Below are 23,859 nucleotides of genomic sequence, written 5' to 3' on the forward strand. Positions count from 1 at the left end.
AGGCCCTGGATAGGAGATCAACACATCTTATTGGGTGGAGGCACTTCAGGAGAACGTGCTTCCTGGCCGAGGCATTTCCGAACAAAATCGGGCCGGTTTTCAGTCCAGTATAATGATGGAGAATGTATAATATCAATGCCGGGCTCACACCATTGCTGGTTGAGCAGGTCTAATAATCTGCTGGTTAAGGGCCTTTGGCCATCCGGCTGATCCCCTGAACTCATCAAACTTTCCAGCTGTTCTTCAAAAGCTTTTTCGGTGGCATCGGCCAGGCATTCATACCAGATGGTGTCACCTTTTTGGGTAGTGCGGATCACATCATACCATTGACCTTCATAGCGGAATTCCCGGTCTTCGACCCAATGCAAGTCCGGGTCGCCGGCAATTACTCGGATGGTCGTGATCATTTCCTGCGGCAAGGTCTGTACCAGCTTCTGATACACTGCTGCCTTCCATTCCAACCGCTTCGTGGTAAGGAATACCCAGGTACTGACTGAAGGTAACACCAGTATCCCGAATAAAACGATAGCGATCCATCTCCGCATCGCTCAAAGATAGTGGATTTCGCGAAGGGATTAGGGTGCGAAATACAACGCCAATTGTCCCCGCCGCGAGCTTGGAAAACGTATCAGGACAGAAAAAGCCACCGTCATAGAGGAATACCTGCTGAGAATAAAGGAAGCTCTGGATTAAACCTGGGTGCCTAGGCTACTTCTTCCGCGCACACAAATCAGGAAAACACCTCAATACGTCCACACGTTTCGTACCTTGCCGTAAAGGATTAATAACAATGAAGCTAGTCAAAATTGTCATACTGCTCCTAATAGCGAGTACGGCCATACCTGCCCAATCCTGGCACCAGATGCTTAGCGGTGCCTACGATGATTACCGGGAATCGACCATCACCGACCGGAGATTCAAGCACCGGGATATCGAGCCACTCATTGCCAAAACGGCCACACATCCTGAATTTATGGTCAAGACCCTCGGGACTTCGGTGCAGGGAAGACCAATATATCTGGTCCGTGCCGGGCATGGACCACACACGGTGCTGATGTGGTCTCAGATGCATGGGAATGAATCCACCGCGACGATGGCGCTGATGGATCTGTTCAATTTCTTACTGGTTGACGATGCGTTTAACAACATCCGGAAGACGATCTTCGACAACCTTACCATCTACATGATCCCGATGCTCAATCCAGACGGCGCTGAGCAGTTTACCCGTCGCAATGCCTACGACATTGACATCAACCGGGACGCCCTTCGATTGTCCAGTCCTGAAGCCCGCATTCTGAAAGGGGCTCGGGACTCTTTACAGCCGGAATACGGATTTAACCTGCACGATCAAAACCGCTATACCAGTGTAGGAATAAGTGGAAAAACAGCGACCATATCCTTTCTGGCTCCGGCATTTGACTGGGATAAATCTGTCAATGATGTCCGGCGCCGGTCCCTGCAACTCATTGTTACCCTGAACAATATGCTCCAGCAATACCTGCCGGGGCAGGTGGCTAAATACGACGATACATTTGAGCCACGAGCCTTTGGTGACAACATCCAAAAGTGGGGAACCAGTACTATTCTGATCGAATGCGGAGGTCAACCCGGCGACCTCGAAAAACAGTTGATACGCAAGATGAATTTCCTTCTGTTCCTGACCGCCTTTGAATCAATTTCTTCAGGCAATCATCTCAAAAACAACACCGACGATTATTTCCGGAAAATACCTGAAAATGCGCATTACCTACATGAACTGATCATCCGTAATGGCACGTGTGAAACCCCATATGGTCCGGTCATCCTGGATATCGGATTTGCTATGAATGAACGGGATAATGCCGAGGCAACCCGGTTCAGCCAATCTGCATACATCTCGGACCTGGGTGATTTATCAACTTACTCCGCATACGAAGAACTCAATGCCGCCGGCTATACCATTCTGTCAGGTCTGCTGTATATTCCGAATGCTCAGGAGCTCAAAAGTCATCGAATTGACGAAAGGGAGTTATTAAAGCAGGGCTACCTCTGGCTACCGCTTTCCCTGAAAAGTGAATTTCCGGAGGTAAGGACCATGCAATGGACCTCTGCAGATGCTTTCAAGCCAGCCACCATCAGCCTGGGTCAAAATCCGGGGCTGATCCTGATCCATGGCGGGGTTCTGGCTGGAACGGTCATCAACGGAACCTGGGCCAAAATCGAATGATCATGGAACAGACCGTTTCCTGGAAACCAACGGTGGAGTTTGTTCAGAACTCCAACCTTCAGCATTATCTGGATTGGATGGCCGGTAAAAAAGGTCTGACATTTACCGATTACCCGTCATTATGGCAATGGTCCGTCGAAAACATCGAAGCATTCTGGGAATCGCTCTGGGATTATTTTGCAATAAAAGCCCATGCACCATACGAAAGGATCCGTTCCGGGAATCTGATGCCCGACGTGGAATGGTTTCCCGGCGCCACGTTAAATTACGCCGAGCATATCTTTCGGCAATTTTCCAGTGAACGTCCGGCATTGGAATTCGTCCATGAATCCGGAACCCGCCGGATCATCAGTTGGGAGGAGCTTAGGGAGCAGGTAAGCAAAGTGCGTACGTTTCTTATCCGCCAGGGAATCACCAGAGGCGACCGGGTTGCCGGATTTCTACCCAATATCCCCGAGGCTATAGCCATCTTCCTGGCCGTGAATTCACTGGGAGCTATCTGGTCCTGCTGTTCGCCGGACTTTGGCGAGCGGACGGTTATCGACCGGTTTTCGCTTATCGAACCCAAGGTACTCTTTACCGTGGATGGGTATCAGTATGCTGGGAAGCCTTTCCCCCGGTACAAACAAGCATTAAATATCGTCAGTGAGGTACTGTCCATCGACCGGGTCGTCGTCATTCCTTATCTCGATCCAGAATTTACCTGGCCGGGAGAAATGAGTCACCCATGGAGTGCGATCATGGACTTGCCGGCCGGTCAGCCATTAGCGTTTACGCCGGTACCTTTTGATCATCCTATCTGGGTGCTGTATTCGTCCGGGACCACGGGCAAGCCTAAAGCCATCACCCATTCCCACGGAGGCATGCTGCTGGAGCATCTCAAATACCTCTCCCTGCAAAACAATGTCAAACCGGGTGAACGATTCTTTTGGTTTACCACCACCGGGTGGATGATGTGGAATTTTCTGCAAGCATCGATGCTGGTTGGGGCGGTGCCGGTCCTTTATGATGGCAGTCCCGGATTTCCCGACCTCAATGTGTTGTGGAAAACAGCAAGTGAGTTGCCCGTACACCATTTTGGTACCAGCGCACCTTATCTGGTGGCGTGTATGAAAGCGGACCTTGATCCTGGAAGGGCATTTGACTTGTCATCGTTGGTTTCCATCGGATCGACCGGTGCACCGCTGCCTCCTGAAGCCTTTGACTGGGTCTACGGACATGTGTCACGCAAGGTTTGGCTTTGTTCCATGAGCGGTGGTACCGATGTCTGCACGGCATTTGTAGGCAGCAGCCCCTTGCTACCGGTTTACCGGGGATACATCCAATGCCGGGCGCTTGGCTGTGCACTCTATGCGTACGATGATCAGGGACGTCATCTCACCGGCTCATTAGGAGAAATGGTTATCGAAGAGCCGATGCCCAGTATGCCGATTTATTTTTGGAACGACACGGATGGCGAACGTTACCGGTCCAGTTATTTCGACGAATATCCAGGCAAATGGAGACACGGGGACTGGATCCGGATCGAAGAAAACGGATCCCTGCAAATCCTGGGACGGTCGGATGCCACACTGAACCGCAAAGGTGTACGCATCGGCACGGCAGAGATCTACCGGGTGCTGGATGGCTTTTCCGAACTGAAGGATGCCCTGATCCTCAACCTGGAGCTACCGGGTGGCGATGACTTCATGCCTTTGTATGTCGTGCTGGCAGAAAATCAATTCCTGACCGAACATTTAATCAAATCCATCAATCAGTCTCTTAAAACCCAGTGTTCACCGCGCCATGTCCCGGACCATATTATGGATGTCCCGGACATCCCCTATACCCTCAGTGGAAAAAAGATGGAAGTGCCCGTGAAAAAAATTTTAATGGGTATGGATCCTGGCAAAGCCTTAAATAAAGATGCAGCCAGGAATCCGGAGGCGTTGGAGTGGTTTGTGGAGCATAAAAAGCAGATCTTCAGCCGAGGGGAAGGATGATTTGAAGAAATTCCATTGGTTATTTCTGTCGCCCTTCCAGGGCTCGTTTTGATGCGTGATTTAATCATAAATGGGTTTCACCCATTCCTCATCTAATTATGCCCTTTCAGGGCATAGCTCTGAATCCCGTATCAATGCAGATTTAGCATCATATCACAGGACAGGGTCCATACCCTGGCCTACAACGTATCCCATTCCACCCAGCCCTGAAAGGGCGACATACTACAGGACAGGGTTACTAACCCTGTCCTGAAAGGGCGACATATCACAGGACAGGGTCCATACCCTGGCCTAAAACGTATCCCATCCACCCAGCCCTGAAAGGGCGACATAATTTCAATCCCAGACATACCGATCATCATATTCAATATGGAATTCATCCAGGAATTTGATATACTCTTCACGGAATGATAATTTTTTATGATGAGTTTCCTGGTTTGCAATGTATTGAATGACAGGAGTAATATTGGAAGATTGCACTGAAAAGGCGCCATATCCATTCTGCCAGCGAAAATTATTAAGATTAATGTGCTTGGTTTTAATCCATTTCGAGGAATTTGATTTCACCTCCCTCATGAAATTAGCCAGAGCAATATTCTTTGAAAGGGAACAAAGAATATGAACATGGTCCCGATAGCCACCCACTTGAACAGCGGGGGATTCCAGTTGTCGGCAAATCCCTCCCAAATATTGGAATAACTCATCTTTAATATCTGGTATAATCCAGGGAAATCTATTCTTAGTACTGAATACGATATGCAGGTAGTTCTTTACCAGAGACTGGCCCATAGGTACTATTATTTGATTAAGACAACACTCCTAAAATACCTGAATTCTCCGATAATTAATAATTATTTGCTCTATATATGTCGCCCTTCCAGGGCTCGTTTTGATGCTTGATTTAATCCGTAAATGGGTTACACCCATTCCTCATCTAATTATGCTCTTTCAGGGCATAGCTCTGAATCCCGTAGCAATGCCGATTTAGCATCATACTACAGGACAGGGTTCAAACCCTGGCCCACAGCGTATCCCATTCCACCCAGCCCTGAAAGGGCGACATACTACAGGACAGGGTTCATGCCCTGGCCTACAACGTATCCCATGCCACCAAGCCCTGAAAGGGCGACATACTACAGGACAGGGTCCATACCCTGGCCTACAACGTATCCCATGCCACCCAGCCCTGTAAGGGCGACATACCACAGGACAGGGTTCATTCCCTGGCCCACAACGTATCCATGCCACCCAGCCCTGAAAGGGCGACATACTACAGGAAAGTGTTTATACCCTGGCCCACAGCGTATCCATTCCACCCAGCCCTGAAAGGGCGACATACTACAGGAAAGTGTTTACACCCTGGCCCACAGCGTATCCATTCCACCCAGCCCTGAAAGGGCGACATACTACAGGAAAGTGTTTATACCCTGGCCTGAAAGGGCAACAGATTTTCAGCTAGTTCCATCATGGTGATCTGGGACAGCTATTTTTACGGTTATTCCTTTTCATGCATCACCACTTCGGGATGCATAGTATACATCCTGAAGCCTTCTCCGTCCGGCACCAGGATCCCACTTGACTTATTATCTTCAAGGATGGGGTTATTGGGATATTTCGTCCAGTGTATCAGGTCTGTTGATGCGGCAACATTGGTATTCCATAGACTCCAGTCCGGCTCCGGCGTACCGTGATAATAGCCGTAATAGTGGCCTTTGTATTTGACGATCTGGTTCAGCGCTACTCCATATCGATCATACCCTTCCGGTCCCCGGTCAATTACAGGGTCATCCTGTACATTGGTCCAAATGGACAAATCCGGAGAGGTAGCCAACCAAATCGCCGAATCATTGCGCTCATAAAACAGATAATAACGTCCATCCTCCTTCCAGAGTGTGGGTGTCCCATAAGGACCCGGATCGATTTTGCTTCCATCCACCTTGCGGATGTCCAGGTCACCCTTATCTTCCCAATGAATCATATCGGCAGATACCATCCAATGCGCGATATCGTGCCTACCCTCAGCAACCATCACATACTGGTCCCCGTCATGAATAACCATCATATCCTCCGTCCAGTTGCCCGTAAAGATCGGATTGCCCGGATAACGGGTAAAATGAATGCCATCCGGCGACGTGGCGTAACCCAGATGTAATTCCGTGTCCTTCCTGTCCTGATAACCCGTATACCATAAGTGATAAACTCCTTTTTCTACCAGGATGTAACCCCTCTCACGGATGAGCTGATCCCAATCGGCTGAATCGCCGGTCCCGGCGAAGACCGGGTTTTCCCCGCTTGGTTTGAAATGGACTAATTCGGAAGGAAATGCCAGGGACGAGGATTGATCTGTAGAGGCAACCGTGCAGGATTGGTTGAGGATAAAGCCATAAATAAAACAAAGAGGAATGATCCCGATCCACACACTTCGACTCCGCTCAGGATGGCATTCACTTCCAACCGGGGATCTCTGTCCCATTATACATTCAACATTCAGCATACAACATTCAACATACAACCATTTTATATGGTCCACCCTTCCCGGTAGGTCCTGGTAACAAACTGGTTGGCGTCTTCCAGGTTGGTGATGCGCATGTTATTGCCATCCCACAATAATTTCTGGCGGCCATAAAACTGCATGCGACCATTGGCGTCGGCACGGCGTAACATGTAGGACCTGATGGCCAGATTACCCATCAGCACCGTCTCTGTCATCGGTCCGGCATAATCAAAGGATGAAGTCAGTGCTTTGTGTTCCGGACTATTGAAGCCTGCCTTACAGGCTTCAACCCAAAATCGCTGATGGCCGTATTCCGGCGCCATACCCTCTTCGGTTTGCGGGCCAATTTCGACCGTCCCGTCATTCAGGTACAACTTTGGCATCAAAGGCGAACTGTCATTGATATTGGTCGAGATCAATCCTTTCTCCCCAATGATCAGCACCCCGTTTTGACTCCCGGAACCTCCGATCTCATCATCCGCCGGTATGATTTCCGGATGGGAAGGCCGGATACCGCCGTCACTCCAGGTCATCTCGATCGGTGACTGGGTCTTTTCGGTGGAAGGAAAATGCAATGTGATAAATGACGAAGAGGGCGCTCCCTCCGGATGATAGTCCGGTGTCCACATTTGTGAAAACAGGGAGGCAACGCTGCATTCGGCATCCAGAGGGTAATGCAACTTAAGGGTTCGGAATGGAATATCGATGAGGTGACATCCTACATCGCCCAGAGCGCCGGTGCCATAATCCCACCATCCACGCCAGTTGAAGGGAGCAATGTTTGGTGTATAAGGGATCTCGGGGGCAGGCCCCAGCCACAAGTTCCAGTCCAGTGTTTCCGGCTTCATGGTGGGATCAGGCTGTGGGAAGGCGCCACCCTGCGGCCAGACGGGTCGGTTGGTCCAGACTTGCACTTTGTGGATCTTACCAAGTTTTCCGGAATCCACCCATTCCTGAACCAGTTTGAGCAATGGGTTGGAACCACCCTGGTTGCCCATCTGGGTGACTACTTTTTGTTTGCGGGCCAGTTCAGTGAGCATCCTCGCTTCACGAATATTATGGGTCAAAGGTTTCTGCACATAAACATGCTTTCCGCGCTCCATAGCGTACACCGCTGCCGGCCCATGGACATGGTCCGGAGTGGATATGGTTACCGCATCGATGTCCTTTTCTTTATCCAGCATTTCACGGAAGTCTGCATAGCGCTTCGCATTTGGAAATGCTTCAACGGTTTTAGCCGCCGAACCACCAAAATCCACGTCACACAGGGCAACAACCCGTTCCATGCCGTTACCGGCCGCCAGGCGGATATCGCTGGCGCCTTTACCTCCGGACCCAATGGCAGCCAGGTTCAGCTGGTCGCTGGGTGGTGTGAACCCGAGGCCACCCAGCACATGGCGAGGCACAATAAAAAAGGTGGATGCGGCAGCACCGTATTTCAGGAAGTCACGACGTGAAGTTGTGGCACCTGCTTTCTTTGAATCATTCATTTGTTGTGTGTTAATTGAAAGGCTTGGTAAAAATCATTTCCAATGTAAAAAATGATTTTTGAACTCTTGCAATAAACAAGGTTCTGGTCCCCTGAATCACCACGGATCACCCCGGAAAGTATTCAATTTTCTTATCTTAAGGGACAATCCTGATTCATGCGATGGTTATTAATAATCCTGGTGTTTTGCACCCCCCTAGAACGAAGAACACCTCTTCAGGAACCTTGGGATTTTGATACCCAGCTCGGTGACTTTTTCAAGGGCCAGGTCCAAGGAATGGAAAATAATCCCGCCTGGCAATCCTGGAACAACCTGGATGAGCTCAAAGTCGTACAGCAAAATCTGAGGGACCAACTGTGGGAAATGCTTGGATTGGCGCCTGTGCCAGACAGAACCCCGCTCCAGGTCCAGATCACCGGCGTAGTAGAAAAACAGGATTTCGTTGTCGAGAAAATAGTCTTTCAATCACGACCCGGACTTTATGTCACCGGGAATCTCTACCGGCCGAAACAAATCACGAAACCCTTGCCGGCTATCCTCTACGTTTGTGGACATGCCACAGTGAATCAGGACGGTTACGACTATGGGGCGAAAGCCCACTATCAGCATCATCCGGCCTGGTATGCCCGGCATGGATACATTTGTCTGGTCATCGACACCCTGCAACTGGGTGAGATCGAAGGCATCCATCACGGCCTGTACCGTTATGACCGGTGGTGGTGGATATCCCGTGGATATACACCTGCCAGCGTTGAGGCGTGGAATGGAATCCGGGCCATCGACTACCTGGTATCCCGTCCGGATGTGGATCCTGCACGTCTGGGTGTGACCGGCCGCAGTGGCGGTGGGGCTACCAGTTGGTGGCTGGGAGCACTGGATGAACGCATCAAAGTGGTGGTGCCCGTAGCCGGGTTAACAGACCTGGGCAATCATGTGGTGGATGGTTGTGCTGCAGAACACTGTGACTGCATGTACTTCAACAATATATACCATTGGGATTATCCAATGCTGGGTTTGCTGATCGCACCGCGGCCTCTCCTGATAGCCAACGCAGACCGGGATGTCATGTTTCCGGTCAATGGGGTCTACCGTAGCTATAGCCAGATCCGCACTGCCTATGACCGTCTCGGAATGGGTGATGATCTTTCGCTGAATGTGGTAGGAGGTGGTCATCATGATATTCCCGACATTCAGGTACCTGCTTTGCGCTGGTTCAACCACTATTTGCTGGGAATCGACAGTCTGATGGATTGGCGCATGACACCTTATTGTACACCGGAAGAAATGCGGGTACTTCCGCAAAGGCCTGATAATGAAATTAATACACGAATCGATGAATCCTTTGTAAATCAGGCGGCGCCGGTACTGAACCAGATCAAGGCAGACGGATTTAATGCCTGCCAGCAACAATGGCTAATGCAGTTACAAAACAAGACTTTTCAGAATTGGCCGGACGGTTGGACTTCTACCCTGTCCCAGGTAAATGATCTGGAAGCCTTTGGATATCATATCGAATTAAAAGCTTTACAGGCCGATCCGTACACCCGGCTTCCGGTGTGGGAGATCACCAAACCTGGCTTCGAGGACAGTCTGGCAGTCGCCTACATACTGGACAACCATACCTGGCCCCGCTGGAAGGACCTCTTGTACTCCTCAATGATCAACACAGACATCTATTTTGAAGACACTCAAATACCGGAAGAACTGAATTCGAGGGGCCACGTTGTATTGCTTCCCATGCGGGGCTCAGGTCCTGCAAAGTACACCGGCGACGATGAAGTGCAGAAACACATCCGGCGGCGTTACTATCTGCTTGGAACCTCACTGGAAGCCATGCAAACATGGGACCTGCTCCAGGGATTAAGTATGCTTAAGCAATTAAACCCGTCCTGTCCTGTCTATGGTTCCGAGGCCACCGCCACCCAATTATGTTATGCCTCCTTATTCACCAATCAACTCAAATTAAACCTTGTTGGGCCTACGGATAGTCATGTGTCCGGACCCGATTATCCCAATGTCCTGAAATCCATGGATGTCCCGGCCGCCGTAATGATGTCTGCCATGAAGAATAACATCACCTTGATTACTGAAAATACCAACTTGTGGAAACCCTATGCTGATTTTATAAAAAAAGAAGGAGGTACTTTTATGTTAATTAACAATCCCTGAAATAGTCGAAAATAAAACAGTTTATGTCAACTCAAATTCACTGAAAAAGCCAACTGAAAAAGTCTTGAAGTCCGGGTTAATATCCAGATATCTTTTAAACTGGGTTATGTTAAAATATGGCCGAAATGCATCTGGCTACAGCAATTATTTTTAATTTGATATTCGAGCCACTGTTTTATAAAGTAAATTAATAAAAAACTCACTCATGCGAAAGATTACTTACTCCGCCTTTGCAATGCTTTTAATCGTTGCATCCTGCTCCAAACAAACCATTTTACCTTACGAAGATTCACCCCTGGTAGGGCAGTGGGAAGGCGTAAAGCTGGTCCAGCAGGTCAATGCTACGGTGAACTACTGTGACAGTTATTCGATATCTTTTACTTTCAATCCTGATGGCACCGGGACTTATTACAGCCTGGATATTAACTGGCGCCTGGAATTAGCAGATTCAGACCATCCTGACCAGGTGATCATCACCATTAAAAATAATCCCCTTTTCACGGCAACCATTCAAACCAATGAGGCAAACTTACAGGAGTGGTTGATTATGGAGAGCAGTCCGGTTTATGATCTGATCAAGACTTCTTTTCACCTGACAAAAATCGGCACGCCCGTACCAGATGTACCGCATGGGGGATAATTAAGCGGGACCAAATCAATTGTTCAATTATTGCATCACGCAGTAACTGTATTTTAGATCCGTATCAAATCAGATAAGCGTCAACCACCATGGAATTGGTATTTAATAGCAGTATTCCTTCTGTTGTGTTATTCATACTTCCGATTTTGTTCCCTTCCGGATCCCACCAGGCCGATTCGCCTGCTCCGATAAAATCATCACTTGGACCGATGGAGTTCACCATCCCGGCTATCATGCCATAGTACTGGGAGATCCGTGCCAAACGGGGACCCGCCTGAGCCACTCCATTTGCTGACTTGGCCACACTGGCCAGGTAAATGGTCTTTTCGGACTGATGAACCTGTTCGGCGTGCGTGGTCACGGATAGTTCATAGCAGATGGCTAGTCCAATTGAATTAAATGATGGTGGGAGCCGGGGCTGCTGGTATACCCCTTTAAAAAAAGGCTCTTCATCCGGATGCAGAAATTGTTTGGCATACCAGGTGCGCTGATCATCCGGCCCCATCAAAACCATTCCGATGGCAATACCTGTCTCAACCAGAATAGGCATTCCAACACCAACCATCATGTTACCCTTCCGTGCAGCCTGTTGAATGGGGTCGAATATCGGGGAGTCAATGGTTATGGCACTCTCTTTAGCAAGGGAAGGCTCATACCCGGTCAATGACAGTTCAGGAAATACAAGCAGCTCCACTCCGACTGCATTTGCCAATTCAATAAATCGAATGTGATGTTTGGTATTAACTGCTATCTCACCAGCGTGCGATTGAATTTGTGCCAATGCAATTTTCATACCTTGAAAATAGGTTCCGAATTGAAATTACGAATTACATCTTCACCGCGAAATAACCTGAAATAAATCGCTGGTCCAGGCCCACCCTGAATGCGATATTCCGTCTTGAAAGAAATGGATTGAAATTTTTGAATGGTTTTATCCAATAGATAATTTCCGTACTCAATATGCCTACCCCCGCTCCTGCCAGCACATCAGAAAACCAATGTTTATTGTTCAGCATGCGCAGGAAACCGGTCCCGGCAGCAAATAAATAACCACTTCCGGCCAGTACCGGAGCCGTTGAGCGGTATTCTTCCATTAACACCGTAGCATTGGTGAATGCGAAGGTGGTATGTCCGGATGGCCAGGATTCCAGCTCACCATTAGGCCTGATCTTATGCGTCACTATTTTAAGCCCATGGGTGATGGATGAAGACAGTACATTCGCAAAAAAGAGGTATTTCGATTGGTCGAACCAATGACTTCTTGCCGGGACCTTACCGACATCTGCCAGATACATTTCGACAATGGGAGCCCACTGGATGTAATCATCCCACTGGACATTAAAATCCGGACCGGTAAAATTACGCAGATCCGTCTGTATACGTCGTTCGGCCGGGCTGTGATTGAATGCGATCCCGGTACCAAGAAATCCTACTCCGACCAGCTCCGGGATCCATTCCTTCACCGGAACAGAATCCACTGATGATACAGAAGAACCGGACCAGCCGATCTGATAGCCTAACAACAAGATCAATAAAATAAAGATCCAGGTCCTTCGGCAAGTTATTATTTTCAATAGGAACGATTAATCAACGGAATAAAATTAACAACGCACCAAGTGCAGTCAGGATTAAGATCAATTTACGAAATACGGCGTCATTGATCCGGTTCATCAAAAATATACCCAGACCTAATCCGGCCAATATCCCCGGCAACAGGTGCAGGTCAACCTGCAGGCTATCCCAGGTGATGGTGTGCCAGACAAAAATGTGAAAAGGTAATTTGAAGACATTAATGCATAAAAAGAGCCAGGCTCCGGTACCAACGAATGCATTTTTTGGCAATTGCATGGCCAGAAAAAAGACATTGGCGAATGCTCCGGCCAGGTTTCCTACCATGGTGGTAAATCCTGCCATCAACCCAAATGCGCCACCAAAGGACCAGTGCGTCGGCACCTTGGTTATCTTTCGATTACTCATCCAGAATAATAAGCCGACCGTGACCAAAATGATGGTTGCAAGCCCCCACCGGAACACATCTTCCGGCAGGTCTTTCCCAAACCAGACACCCAGTAAAATCCCGGCGATCATCCAGGGTAACAACTGCCAGAAATATTGCCACAAAGCATGCCGGTGATAATACACAACGGCAAATACATCACCTATAACCAATAAAGGAACCAGGATGCCTGTCGATGCCTTGCTGCCAAATACCAATGCCAGAATGGTAACTACGATGGCATCAATGCCTTTGATTCCAGCCTTTCCGACGCCTACGATCAGGGCTGCAAGCAGAGCAGCTGACCACTCAACCCAAGTCAGATCGGGTGTAATGACCAAAAGGGTTGAATGCATGTCCTGGATATTTAGAACAAAATTAAGTTTATACGATAAGTACGCGAAGTTATCCTATTTCGATTTTACCTGTAATTGGTCAATTTGCCAGGCTTCCCAGACATAATAAGTAACCACATCCGGGTCAATCTCGTCGAGGGACTTATAGGTATGGGTGTATACTTGCTTTCGGTTCCCTTTATCCAGGAAATTCAAGTCATCGGCGATCCGATACCCCTCGCTGAATCCCAGCATGACTCCTTCCTGCCGATAGCTGCCCCACTCCACCGAGGGAGGCCAGATAAAACAAATGCGCCGGTGGTTCGAATAATAGGGCACATTGTAAGCTAATTTTTCATGGACCTGAGGTATGGTTCGCAAGATGGTTGTCCGCAACAGATCAACCATCGCTCGCTCATCTTCCGGGAGATAGTCCAGGAATTCATCGATCGAACGGAAGGATACGGTTTGAAATTTATTCATGAAGTCTGATGCACCGAAAATTGTGAGGTATAGGTTAATTACCGGCAAGGTATTTTAAAACCAGTTCACGGATCTGGTAAAGCACATCCCGGCTAAGATCCGAGGTGTTGTCAGCGCCCCAGATTTCTGTGTTCATGTTAAAAAGAGCTGCCTTCTTTTGATCGGGATACAAATACAGAAATGCCTGGAATCCCTTCTGGCTACCGGTATGTCCGTAAAACATTTCCTGCTTCCCATCCATGTTCCGGTTCAATACAAATAAAATGGTACCAATGGATTCACCTTCCTCATCAGTAGGCAGCACCGGGCTGATCATCGTCTCCCAGGCTTCAGTCGACAACAAAGGAGATTCCCCTCCCCCGGCCACATTAAGGAGAAATTGCAAATAGTTTTTCATATCCCGGAATGATGCATTTAATCCTCCGTTTCCTTTGGTAATTCCCGTATCGAATTCCTTGCCGTGTGTGATCAGGCTGCCATCCGGCTCCACGGCATAACTATTGGAGCGGTGACCCTGTAGGTACGGAGGGGTGACGTCAAAATACGTTTTATTCATTTCGAGAGGCATTAATATCCGCTTGCGAACAATGATCTCGATGTCTTCGTCATATAAGGTCTCCAGGATCCGTCCCAGGAAAGTAATGCCGGGGTTGGAATAACTGTATTTGCTACCGGGTTGGAATTGAATCTCCGTGTAGGGCATCATCGCAACCAGTTGGGACCAATCGGTAGGTTCAAAAGGATGCCAGGGCTGGCTGCCGCCCCAGGGCCAGGTGGGATTGCGCAATCCGCTGGAATGGGTCATCAGGTGACGCACAGTAATATCGTCCATTGAACCAAATGGATTGTGGATAACTCTGGTTTCCGGCAGATAATAGGTTATGGGCTTATCCAGCTCCAGCAGGCCTTCCTGCACTGCCTGCATCGCACAGATACCGGTGAAGGTCTTGGTAATGGATGCCCAGTGAAACAACGTCTCCGCATCAACGGCCTGTTTGGTCTCCCGGTCGGCCTGGCCAAAATAGGACTCCAGGGTTGACCCTGGCGAAACGATCATCAATCCCGCACCGACGATATGATTTTTGCCGAGGATCGATTGGATTGAATCATTGAGCTGGTTCCACATTTGCATGTTTTGGGTGATCCCAGTCATGGTACTCAGGAAACTAAACAGCAGCATGTACAACGCCCTGTGGAATGAACTATTAGATGGCATGATTGACTTTTGTTATCCTTTACTGTGAATCAATTTTACTACAACAATTTAGGTCATCCGGCACGTAATGAAGTAAGATTTACCTTCACAATTTTTTTCAAAAAATATATTTGGACTTGAATAATTTTGCACCCGGAACAATCATTTATCACCCCTCTCGACTTGCATTGAGGTTAGTCACCTCTGCTATTGCGCTATACCCCAAGATACCAGAGTCAACTACAATTTTCAATCACGTTATTGAACCAAAAAATTATTCCCCTTATGAAGAAGATGCAACAATTATTCGCCGTTGCGGTGATCCTTGCGATGACAGCTTGCGAAAAATACCCTAATCAGCCAACCCCTGCCAGCCAGTCAAAACTCGAAACGCGTGCCTCTGTCACCCCAATCGTCGTTGGCGATTGGACAGCTATAGGAGATGCAGCGAGTGAATGCCAAAGAGCCGGTGATTGTATGGGCTCCGCCTATAAAATTGATAATTGGCAGTCTGTTGGTATGGATGGCACTCATTCCGATCCCAATGCACAGCCCGGCACTCCTGCCGCCAATGAAATTGTCATTACATCCAGCGACGGTAAAACATTTACCTGGAGCAGTGATTACGAAGTGTGTAAAGTGATCGTAAAAGGAGGCACCTATGCCAATATTTACAGTTATCCGGAAGGTTCCTGCGTGGATGAAGGACTGGTAGCTGCCCTTAATCCAAGATCAGGGCAACTGTTTGATATCAGCCATGTGACATTCTGCTGGAGCAACACCCTGTGTGAAGCGCCTCCTGCACCATGTTACCAGGAAGAAACCGCCTGGGCCGCCGGAACACGCTATGTAAAGAGAGGAAACTGGGCCACTTATACCACGTACGGAGGGGCGGAAATGACGGTTCCGGTTTATGCCGGCCAAACCCTACCAGCCGGAACGGCCATTTTATCGGCACCTTCCGCGGGGATGGTAACCATTACCATCAACCTGAACCCGGGTTTCATTTTTTACTACGATCTGTCTGATCCAAATCAGGACTACAACATCAAGATTCAGGATTATTCCCGTACTCCCCCAGCCAAAAATCCTGCACCGGGCCAATTCGCCTGGAAGTCTACGGCACTTTTCGGCAGCCAGACTGCGACCGTAACGGTACCACAAGCCAAATACTATGGCATCCATCTCGATGTAGCATATGAAACCGACTGCAATTAAAGCATTAGCCGCCCCACTTCATGGCACAAAAAGGCAGGTGATCGATCACCTGCCTTTTTATTTCATTCCCCAGGCTAAAGCCATGGGGCTATGGGGCGTAATACCTCTCTAAATGTTTCTCCAATCCCCAGGCTAAAGCCGTGGGGCTATGGGGCGTAATACTTCTGATAAATGTTCTTTCATTCCCCAGGCTAAAGCCGTGGGGCTAATGGGCGTAATATTTATGATAAATGTTCCTTTAGTCCCCAGGCTAAAGCCGTGGGGCTATGAGGTGTGATACTTCTTTTAAATGTTTCTTCAGTCCCCAGGCTAAAGCCGTGGGGCTAATGAGCGTAATACTTCTTTAAATGTTTCTTCAGTCCCCAGGCTAAAGCCGTGGGGCTAATGGGCGTAATACTTCTGATACTTCTTTTACCTCTGATACCTCTTCTACCTCTTCTACAAATTCCACCAATAATTCACCTTGAGCACCACCGCCCGGTTGCGGATGGAGAAAGGATCCGGCAGATAATTATCGGTAAACACCAGGAAGATATCGGAAGCTGGCTGGTAACGCCACTGCAGACGGGCATTGATATTCAGGTTGTCGGTCTGCTGATTATACTGAACAAACGTAGTAAAGTATAGCTTGTTTGTCAGGGTAACATCCAGCCGTGGACCGACCAGCCAAAATGTGGTATTGTTCCAGGGAGCATCAAGTTGGATGAGGTTGTAGTTGGTATTCAGAGCCAGGCTGACGTAGGGTTGGAAACGGTATCCAATGTCTGTGGTGATGTTTAGCCGTTTACCATGCTGATAATATCCTCCATAACGCGTGGAGAAGCCGTAGGTAAACAGGCTTTGGGGCTTGGAGGTAAAGATGGTACCAAAGGAACGCCAGTTGTGTCGGGAGCCGACTTTGAGTTTCTCCTTGCCGGTATTGGTCGGGTCAAAAGGCTGCAGTAATTCGACATAATCGTAACCTACCCAGGCCGTAAACACACTCTGGCTCCGGAAATTAAGATCATACATCATGTAGGTGGTATTGTCCGTAAAGCGTCCCTGATCGTCGAAATAAATCGATGATCCCAAGGTCGGACCATGACTGAGCACCGAACCTCCCTTGGGGAAAAACAAATGGCCGATGCTGGGAGTCAGATGGATGTATCCCGTGCGGGGAACAAAGCCTACTTCTGCTTTGAAGTCCTTGCCTACAATCTCATGCTGCCAGAGGATTTTCCAATCCCGGCTGGAATATTGCAGGTGGCCGGCATGAATGAAATCTTTACCCTGAGAATCCGGGCTCCATGATTTCAGAAAAAGCGCTTTACCGGTCCACAAGTTGTTTGAAGATGCCAGGTTGTATTCCAGGCCCAGGTTCCGGTTGTAGGCCGAACCCGGATCCGAAGGACTTCTTTCGCCCACCGCAACTTTATTGACGAACATCATCCCGATGTTTGACCGGCTAAACACCTTTCGCTGCAAGGCGAACACGCCAAAGTTCTGGGCGGACAATCCCGTCTCACCCACTTTACGGGTTTGCATGTCCATCACCCCGATACGCCAGTTTTCATTGAGCTTACCACTTAAACGGAGTCCGGCATCGATGGGTGCATCCAGCCCGATACGGCGGGAGAAAAAAGGACGAATTGTAGAATACCCAAAGTTGTTGAATAAGTCCCCATTCTCCAGGAAGAACTGACGACGTTCCGGGAAAAACAGTTCAAACCGGTCCAGATTGGTTTGTTGTTGATCCACCTCCACCTGCGAGAAATCCGGATTGATGGTAAGATCCAGGTTAAGGGACGAGTTGATCGCAATTTTGGCATCACCACCCACGCGGTAATTAAATCCAGCCTTATCATCCTTAGAATAATCCTTGGATACATTGGTCAGCACGTAGGGAATCACCGATATATTAGCCCCTGCCGGTGGTGGCGGCTCATCAAATACGATGGATCCGGTATAAGCAAGCGATGCAGTCGGAAATTGTCGCGGCACAGGCGCCCAGGCACTTTTTTCGGTGCTCTGTACATCCAGGCGACTAAAATTGACACCCCATTCCTTTATTCCCCTCTTATATCGAATGCTCTTAAACGGGATAGCCATTTCGATGATGTATTTATCATCGAAGGCATGCACGGCAGAAGTCCACTTATTGTCCCAGCTGAGATCGACCGACCCTCCCCCATACATGGTCCCATCCCACTGGGCGCCAGCAGCATTGGCACCAAACGAAAACCCATTGGTCAGGTCATTGAAGGGATCCATAAAAAACAGAAAATTGTCATTCTTGCCAAAGGTAAAATCCCTTCGCAGTGATTGAACAATGTAGCGTTGGCCGACTGGATGATTGCATACGGCACTGAGGTACAGATTCTTGTCGTCGTAAGCCATGCGGACCTGCGTGAGGATCCGGGCTTTGCTGGTATCCATGGGTAAGACCATATTAAACTGGTCGGCTACGTCTGCATTCTGCCAGGTTGCCTCATCCAGTAATCCATCGATTTGTAGCGGTTCGGTTGTGTGGAAAACGGAAAGCTGGTATTTGCTGTTGATCTTCTGGGCATGCATCACATTGGTCAATGAAACCACAAAAACAAACCATATTAAATACCTCATAGCTCCCGTTATTTTTGCGAGCCCCAATATAAACTACTTTACAGAAAGAATGCGGATCCAGGTGGAATATCCCCTATTCCGTCCGGACATCCAGATACTGAATCTTGGGTTGTTCCTCCGGACTGCAGGTAAAAAACACCCTGGCTTGCCCGGATTTTCCGTAGAGGGTAAACCGGCCACGCAATTGGTTCAACGGGATCATCGGACCAATCGAATCCACTGGTCCAATCTGGTCATATACTTTATGGATGTCCTGCAGCCGCAGCGCTTTCGATTGATCCAGAAAGAAATTTTCGGCAAACAAGCTGTCCCGCGGCGAATCCGGCCAGGCGGGTAGCAGATCCGCCAGAGCGGACCGCATGGATTCCAGCACAGATGAAGGATGAATTGACCTTTGTTCAAGTCCGGCATCTTGAATGATCAGGTCCAGTGCTTTATTGGTCGGCGTACCCATGCCCGCATACGTACGGTTAGCAAAAGCCATAATCCCAAGGCCTAATTCCGGAATAAAAATGTGGACGCTGCCATACCCGGGTAGTCCCCCGCTATGTGCAATGAACGTGAGTCCATGGCAATTCTGGCTCCATCCCAGACCATAACCATAAAAAGCTGCTGACCCGCAGGGGCCTTCCGGATCATCCGTCTTCTGTCCGATACCTCTTAATGCATATGGTTGTTGCATAGCCCGCACCGAGGATGCTGCTACCGGACCGGGCAATCCTTCACTCCCGGAAGGCCAGGCACTCAGCAGATAGGCCTCATACCGCGCCCAGTCTTCCAGCGTGCTGATAAAACCGCCCATACAGGCATAGGCTCCATCCTTGAGGATGGGCTCCAGCTTCCATTGTTCTTCCTCCCATCGATAACCCAGAGCCAGCGGGGTATCACCGGCGGTCTCATAATCCCAGATACTATGAGTCATCCCGATCGGGCCTAATATGTATTCATTCATGTATTGCTGATAGGGCATACCGCTGGCTTTGATGATCACCTGGCCCAATAGCGCGAAACCCAAATTGCTGTATTCAAATCCGGTGCCCGGCGGGGTCGAAAAAGCAACTCCTTTGCTGACAAAAGCAAGCAGTTCCTCATCCGAGTCCTGCAGCTGGCGGTCAGCCCAGGGGTTATCCTCCGGAAATCCGGCTGTCATTGTAAGTAACTGATGGATGGTGATGGGTTTTGCTTCCCGGGTAGGATATGGCAGGTTTTTTAATTCAGGAATGTATTTCTCTGCCGGATCCTGGACATTCAGCTTTCCCGCTTCCTGTAGCTTTAATATGGCCATGGCCGTCAGGCTCTTCGTCATGGATGCTACCCGGTAGAGTGTCTGGCCATCCGGCTTGGCATGGGTTTCGAGATTAAGTTCACCCCAACCCTGCTGATGGATCATGGCTCCGTCCAGGACAATGCCGTAGACATACGATGGAAAATGTTGTGTTGTAGCGTAGGCTTCAAAAATCGAATCAATCCGGGGGACCAGCGCCAGTACGCGTTGTGTCCGGTCCGTTTGGGTAAATGCTGCCGGCTGAAAATCGCCTGCCACCTTTACCGGACTGATTGCATTGGAGGTGACCGGTTCCTGGCTCTGTTTACATTGCATCGCCAGCATTACGGTAACAAGGAAAAAAAGCTTACGGCCATCCATGATCTTGGTTTTGATCCAAGATACTGCATTATCACCGGGTTTCGGATTTGTGGTGAATTGGTTTTATGGTATTTAGGAATTACAATGTTACGGTGTTTTGGTGTTTTGGTGTTTGGTATTATGGTATTATGGACGTCAAGTCCCATCACCGTCAAAACGTAAACACTTAAACACTTAAACACGTTATCACTGATTCATCATCAGGCCTTTTTTAAGCATCTCCCGCCAGCTTAATGGTGAGCGTTTGATTTTTTCCACTTCCTCATTCAAGGCCTGGTCAATCAATTGTTTTTCGGCACGAATGGCAGCCTGGGTCCGGTACGATCCGGTATTCTGATCAAATTCAAGATCCCGTTGAATTGCATTTTTCAGCAAAGTCGTCTGTCTGGAATGGTGCATCTCAAACTGATGCTCGTGTTCATGCAGGACCAGGTCATAGGGACTACGTGAAGAAATGAGTTTGACAAAGATGGGAGCCGTTTCAATTGCGATAAACAACAACATAATGAAAAGACTGGCAATCCAGATGGCCTGACTCTTTGCACCCAGACGGCTTAGTGCTTCCAGACGGGCAGCGAACCCATTGAACGGGGTATCTTCCAATCCGGTCACATCGGTTTGCTGAGCTGTTTGCATTGCCTGCATTTGGGCTTCTTTATCGCGGATCAAGGGTTCATTGCGGGCCAGGACATCCTGGTATTCCTGCTCGGCACGGTCCGCATCGGCTTTCTTGACCTGATAGATGGGACCCAGGTTGCGTTGCTTGGATCCACCAGTGCCATCCGCTTCCTGTTGAGCTGCCAACGCCAGTTCATCACGGTGTGCCTTCTGGACTTCTTCCTCTGATTTTAAGCTGGCTATCTCGGACTGTAATTTTTCGAAATCTCCGGTATAGCGGGCTTTGACCTTATCCTCCTGATCTTTGCGAACTTCCTGGCGCATACTTACCAACTCAGCCTGGATCTCCCGGTCAAATATCTTTAATTCGAGAGGTTTGGAGATAACCAGGGCTATGAGAACGGCAAACACAATACGGGGAAGTGCAACCAGAAAGTCTTTGAAGCCATTTCCGCGACGCTTCATGCTGGAAACAATGTAGCGGTCCAGATTAAAGATCATCAATCCCCAGACAAGGCCGAAACCCACGGCGGGGATCCAGGACTGGAAAACCGTATAGATGGCATAACCTGCCGCAATAAAGGCAAGCACACCGGTAAAGAAGATCGTCGCTCCAATACCCGTGTATTTGTTGTAATCAGTAGGACATCTTTTCAAAACGGACGGGTGAACTCCGGAGCAGAATAGAAAGAAGCGCTGGATGCTTTCCATAATGTATCAGGTTTAATATAAATGTGTTTGAATGAAATTGTTAACCGGAAATTAGGGCGGTTTCGTATGCTACGACTTGATTTTTCGACGAGTTCTGGCAGTTATACTATCAGTAGCCCCCCTTGATCAACGAGAAATATTTCCGCATCTTTAGCTCAGGAACCACAGAACCATGGCACGTACGACACTCTCCGATGAATTGAAAAAAGCCATATCCCACTTAACATCCAAAGAAAAGGATAAGTATCTGTTCAGGTTGATCGCCAAGGATCCCATTCTGATGGAGCAACTGGAGTTTCAGCTGCTGGAGGACCGGTCTACTGTAGAAGAACGACGGGAGAAACTTCACAACAGCATTCAAAAAAATATCAAACAGGTATCCTCAGGACGCGGACGGATCCGTGCATTAATTTCAGAAGTACGCAGTCAGAGTGCCCACATAACGCGGCATTTGAGGGTTACCGGGGACAAATACGGTGAAATAGAACTAAATCTGCTATTGATCCATGAGGCGCTCCTGGTGGTCAAGGGCCAATACCTTCACAGCAATCCACGGGACCAGATTAAGCTATACGAATACCTCATCAACCGCATATTCAAACTCAGTAATCTGGCGGATAAAATCCATATGGATTATCGTCTTGACTTTGCTGAAAAATTACAGGAACTGGGAGGAATCATCGGTTCAAATGACCTCATGATGCATACCTGCATCATGAACGGACTGGATGTAAATGTGCTGCTGAAAGGAGACTTCCCTCCCCGATTAACCTATTAACACCACGCACCTCATACCGCACACCTCATACCACGCACCTCATACCCCATCAAAACTGCCCCACCATATCCTGCACAGCGCCGACAAAGGATTTCATTTCATCCATGGTTCCGATGGAAACCCGACACCATTTGCCCCCGCCAAAATTATTTGAACGGATGATATAACCCTTTGCCAGCATATCCGGTGCAAAATCACCCGGATATTTGCCCAGATCGAACATAAAGAAATTCGTGGCCGAGTCCAGGGTTGGGCGGCCCATCTGTTGAATGGCATGCATCGCGTAGGAACGTGCATCTTTATTCCATCCGCGTACTTTATTCCGGTATGCTTCGTCTTCCATACTGGCTGCGGCGGCGGCCATGGTCAGGTTGCTCACACACATTTCCGTGCTGTCAAAAAAGTTTTCCCCCAGTGCCTTGATCAGGGAGGCGTGACCAGCGGCAAATCCTACCCGTAAGCCAGCCATCCCATGGATCTTGGAAAATGTACGCAGGATCAAAACGTTCGGATGATCGTGGACCAGGTCCATCATCGACATGGCCTGAGGATCTTCCTGAAAATCCATATAAGCCTCATCGATAAGCACCACGGTATTGCGGGGGATGGAGGTTGTAAAATCACGCAATTTGGCTGCATCGAGGATGGTAGCGGTCGGGTTTGCCGGATTGCAGATATAAACCAGTTTGGTCGAACTGGTGACCTTCCCGGCCATAGCATCCAGATCATGCACACCGGCAGAGGTCACGGGTACTTCGATGACGTCGTTCCCCAGTTTCTTACTTAATTCCGGCAGAATAAAAAAGGTAGGCGTGGCTGTAACCACCGGGCCTCCACTAAAATGCCGGGCGGCCAGGTTCAGGCCTTCACTGGATCCTGCGGTCACCAATACCTGGTCAGACTCCAGGCCGTAATAGTTGGCCAGAGTTTTACGGAAGCCTTGCATGGATGGGATATTAAACTGATAGCGATTGGATAGTCCGGTCATGTCGGCAATGGCCTCTTTCGCTCCCGGAGCGATGCCATAGGGGTTTTCATTGGATCCCAGGTTGATCAGCCCTTCTGCCTTGCCAAAGTTGCGAAGCAATCGTTCTTCATTCCCAAGGGACTTAAGATTCAGGGACAACCCAATTGCGGCCAGCCCGGAATTGCGCAACCACGCGCGACGGTTCATACCTTCCTGCATGCTTTTAGTTTTTTACTAAGTTAAAATAAGTTTGGAATACCTTAAAGCGAAAGGTCTTAACGTGGAATTTTAGAAGGTATGCCCATGAACAACGGGCAGGTTATCCAATTCC

19 protein-coding genes are annotated in these 23,859 nt (G+C 48.8%); 6 read left to right on the top strand and 13 right to left on the bottom strand.

Going from position 1 to position 23,859, the window contains the following annotated elements; genetic code table 11:
- Positions 1–17 precede the first annotated feature (17 nt).
- A complete protein-coding gene (locus H6570_12040; GenBank protein MCB9320009.1) occupies positions 18–545 on the bottom strand; it encodes a hypothetical protein in 528 nt (175 codons plus the stop codon).
- 245 nt (positions 546–790) lie between these two features.
- On the opposite strand from H6570_12040, the gene H6570_12045 reads away from it, so the two are divergent.
- Both H6570_12045 and H6570_12050 read left to right on the top strand, forming a co-directional pair.
- On the top strand, positions 791–2,206 hold the full coding sequence (locus tag H6570_12045) for a peptidase M14 (protein ID MCB9320010.1): 1,416 nt from the start codon (positions 791–793) through the stop codon (positions 2,204–2,206).
- Positions 2,203–4,188 (top strand): acetoacetate--CoA ligase, encoded by a 1,986-nt coding sequence (locus tag H6570_12050; protein ID MCB9320011.1) that lies wholly within the window; start codon positions 2,203–2,205, stop codon positions 4,186–4,188. The genes H6570_12045 and H6570_12050 overlap by 4 nt, the downstream gene beginning before the upstream one ends.
- Before the next feature lie 336 nt (positions 4,189–4,524).
- On the opposite strand, the gene tnpA is transcribed toward H6570_12050, so the two are convergent.
- The 3 genes from tnpA to H6570_12065 form a co-directional block, all read right to left on the bottom strand.
- Positions 4,525–4,977, bottom strand: a complete 453-nt coding sequence (gene tnpA / locus H6570_12055) for an IS200/IS605 family transposase (protein MCB9320012.1) — start codon at positions 4,975–4,977, stop codon at positions 4,525–4,527.
- Positions 4,978–5,683: 706 nt separating this feature from the next.
- On the bottom strand, positions 5,684–6,661 hold the full coding sequence (locus H6570_12060) for a glycosylase (protein ID MCB9320013.1): 978 nt from the start codon (positions 6,659–6,661) through the stop codon (positions 5,684–5,686).
- A 44-nt stretch (positions 6,662–6,705) separates the two neighbouring features.
- A complete protein-coding gene (locus H6570_12065) occupies positions 6,706–8,172 on the bottom strand; it encodes a Gfo/Idh/MocA family oxidoreductase (GenBank protein ID MCB9320014.1) in 1,467 nt (488 codons plus the stop codon).
- 276 nt (positions 8,173–8,448) lie between these two features.
- Between H6570_12065 and H6570_12070 the strand changes: the two genes are divergently transcribed.
- Together H6570_12070 and H6570_12075 are read left to right on the top strand one after the other, a co-directional pair.
- Positions 8,449–10,341 (top strand): acetylxylan esterase, encoded by a 1,893-nt coding sequence (locus tag H6570_12070; protein ID MCB9320015.1) that lies wholly within the window; start codon positions 8,449–8,451, stop codon positions 10,339–10,341.
- A gap of 205 nt (positions 10,342–10,546) precedes the next feature.
- Positions 10,547–10,981 (top strand): hypothetical protein, encoded by a 435-nt coding sequence (locus tag H6570_12075; protein ID MCB9320016.1) that lies wholly within the window; start codon positions 10,547–10,549, stop codon positions 10,979–10,981.
- 64 nt (positions 10,982–11,045) lie between these two features.
- On the opposite strand, the gene H6570_12080 is transcribed toward H6570_12075, so the two are convergent.
- From H6570_12080 to H6570_12100, 5 genes are read right to left on the bottom strand one after another with little or no spacing between them, the layout of a single operon-like run.
- A complete protein-coding gene (locus tag H6570_12080) occupies positions 11,046–11,774 on the bottom strand; it encodes a carbon-nitrogen hydrolase family protein (GenBank protein MCB9320017.1) in 729 nt (242 codons plus the stop codon).
- A 34-nt stretch (positions 11,775–11,808) separates the two neighbouring features.
- Positions 11,809–12,555: a phosphatase PAP2 family protein gene (locus H6570_12085; GenBank protein MCB9320018.1), complete on the bottom strand. Its 747-nt coding sequence runs from the start codon at positions 12,553–12,555 to the stop codon at positions 11,809–11,811.
- A gap of 13 nt (positions 12,556–12,568) precedes the next feature.
- Positions 12,569–13,333, bottom strand: coding sequence for a sulfite exporter TauE/SafE family protein (locus H6570_12090; protein MCB9320019.1), 765 nt, complete (start codon positions 13,331–13,333; stop codon positions 12,569–12,571).
- 54 nt (positions 13,334–13,387) lie between these two features.
- Complete coding sequence (locus tag H6570_12095) at positions 13,388–13,795, bottom strand: DUF1801 domain-containing protein (protein ID MCB9320020.1); 408 nt, start codon at positions 13,793–13,795, stop codon at positions 13,388–13,390.
- Positions 13,796–13,829: 34 nt separating this feature from the next.
- Positions 13,830–15,011 (bottom strand): beta-lactamase family protein, encoded by a 1,182-nt coding sequence (locus tag H6570_12100; protein MCB9320021.1) that lies wholly within the window; start codon positions 15,009–15,011, stop codon positions 13,830–13,832.
- 264 nt (positions 15,012–15,275) lie between these two features.
- On the opposite strand from H6570_12100, the gene H6570_12105 reads away from it, so the two are divergent.
- Complete coding sequence (locus H6570_12105) at positions 15,276–16,208, top strand: hypothetical protein (GenBank protein MCB9320022.1); 933 nt, start codon at positions 15,276–15,278, stop codon at positions 16,206–16,208.
- 438 nt (positions 16,209–16,646) lie between these two features.
- Here H6570_12105 and H6570_12110 read toward each other — a convergent pair whose 3' ends face one another.
- The 3 genes from H6570_12110 to H6570_12120 form a co-directional block, all read right to left on the bottom strand.
- The gene (locus H6570_12110) at positions 16,647–18,809 is read right to left on the bottom strand and encodes a carbohydrate binding family 9 domain-containing protein (GenBank protein ID MCB9320023.1); all 2,163 of its coding nucleotides are present in this window, start codon (positions 18,807–18,809) and stop codon (positions 16,647–16,649) included.
- Positions 18,810–18,882: 73 nt separating this feature from the next.
- Entirely contained in the window at positions 18,883–20,454 is a 1,572-nt protein-coding gene (locus H6570_12115) for a beta-lactamase family protein (GenBank protein ID MCB9320024.1), read from the bottom strand.
- 186 nt (positions 20,455–20,640) lie between these two features.
- Positions 20,641–21,783 (bottom strand): DUF4407 domain-containing protein, encoded by a 1,143-nt coding sequence (locus H6570_12120; GenBank protein ID MCB9320025.1) that lies wholly within the window; start codon positions 21,781–21,783, stop codon positions 20,641–20,643.
- Between the two features lie 172 nt (positions 21,784–21,955).
- Between H6570_12120 and H6570_12125 the strand changes: the two genes are divergently transcribed.
- Positions 21,956–22,561 carry a hypothetical protein gene (locus tag H6570_12125; GenBank protein ID MCB9320026.1) on the top strand — a complete coding sequence of 202 codons (606 nt, stop codon included), beginning with the start codon at positions 21,956–21,958 and terminating at the stop codon, positions 22,559–22,561.
- Between the two features lie 49 nt (positions 22,562–22,610).
- Here the strand turns inward: H6570_12125 and H6570_12130 are convergent, their stop codons facing one another.
- Positions 22,611–23,747 carry an aminotransferase class I/II-fold pyridoxal phosphate-dependent enzyme gene (locus H6570_12130; GenBank protein ID MCB9320027.1) on the bottom strand — a complete coding sequence of 379 codons (1,137 nt, stop codon included), beginning with the start codon at positions 23,745–23,747 and terminating at the stop codon, positions 22,611–22,613.
- Positions 23,748–23,859 lie beyond the last annotated feature (112 nt).

The organism is Lewinellaceae bacterium (assembly GCA_020636135.1).
Classification (GTDB): Bacteria; Bacteroidota; Bacteroidia; order Chitinophagales; family Saprospiraceae; genus JAGQXC01.

What these genes read in the sequence shown, in the direction of transcription:
- H6570_12040 (MCB9320009.1), bottom strand. Translation starts at nt 545, where the DNA reads ATGCGGAGATGGATCGCTATCGTTTTATTCGGGATACTGGTGTTACCT.
- H6570_12095 (MCB9320020.1), bottom strand. Translation starts at nt 13,795, where the DNA reads ATGAATAAATTTCAAACCGTATCCTTCCGTTCGATCGATGAATTCCTG.
- H6570_12090 (MCB9320019.1), bottom strand. Translation starts at nt 13,333, where the DNA reads ATGCATTCAACCCTTTTGGTCATTACACCCGATCTGACTTGGGTTGAG.
- H6570_12115 (MCB9320024.1), bottom strand. Translation starts at nt 20,454, where the DNA reads ATGGATGGCCGTAAGCTTTTTTTCCTTGTTACCGTAATGCTGGCGATG.
- H6570_12050 (MCB9320011.1), top strand. Translation starts at nt 2,203, where the DNA reads ATGATCATGGAACAGACCGTTTCCTGGAAACCAACGGTGGAGTTTGTT.
- H6570_12120 (MCB9320025.1), bottom strand. Translation starts at nt 21,783, where the DNA reads ATGGAAAGCATCCAGCGCTTCTTTCTATTCTGCTCCGGAGTTCACCCG.
- tnpA (MCB9320012.1), bottom strand. Translation starts at nt 4,977, where the DNA reads ATGGGCCAGTCTCTGGTAAAGAACTACCTGCATATCGTATTCAGTACT.
- H6570_12105 (MCB9320022.1), top strand. Translation starts at nt 15,276, where the DNA reads ATGAAGAAGATGCAACAATTATTCGCCGTTGCGGTGATCCTTGCGATG.
- H6570_12100 (MCB9320021.1), bottom strand. Translation starts at nt 15,011, where the DNA reads ATGCCATCTAATAGTTCATTCCACAGGGCGTTGTACATGCTGCTGTTT.
- H6570_12125 (MCB9320026.1), top strand. Translation starts at nt 21,956, where the DNA reads ATGGCACGTACGACACTCTCCGATGAATTGAAAAAAGCCATATCCCAC.
- H6570_12060 (MCB9320013.1), bottom strand. Translation starts at nt 6,661, where the DNA reads ATGGGACAGAGATCCCCGGTTGGAAGTGAATGCCATCCTGAGCGGAGT.
- H6570_12065 (MCB9320014.1), bottom strand. Translation starts at nt 8,172, where the DNA reads ATGAATGATTCAAAGAAAGCAGGTGCCACAACTTCACGTCGTGACTTC.
- H6570_12045 (MCB9320010.1), top strand. Translation starts at nt 791, where the DNA reads ATGAAGCTAGTCAAAATTGTCATACTGCTCCTAATAGCGAGTACGGCC.
- H6570_12080 (MCB9320017.1), bottom strand. Translation starts at nt 11,774, where the DNA reads ATGAAAATTGCATTGGCACAAATTCAATCGCACGCTGGTGAGATAGCA.
- H6570_12075 (MCB9320016.1), top strand. Translation starts at nt 10,547, where the DNA reads ATGCGAAAGATTACTTACTCCGCCTTTGCAATGCTTTTAATCGTTGCA.
- H6570_12130 (MCB9320027.1), bottom strand. Translation starts at nt 23,747, where the DNA reads ATGCAGGAAGGTATGAACCGTCGCGCGTGGTTGCGCAATTCCGGGCTG.
- H6570_12110 (MCB9320023.1), bottom strand. Translation starts at nt 18,809, where the DNA reads ATGAGGTATTTAATATGGTTTGTTTTTGTGGTTTCATTGACCAATGTG.
- H6570_12070 (MCB9320015.1), top strand. Translation starts at nt 8,449, where the DNA reads ATGGAAAATAATCCCGCCTGGCAATCCTGGAACAACCTGGATGAGCTC.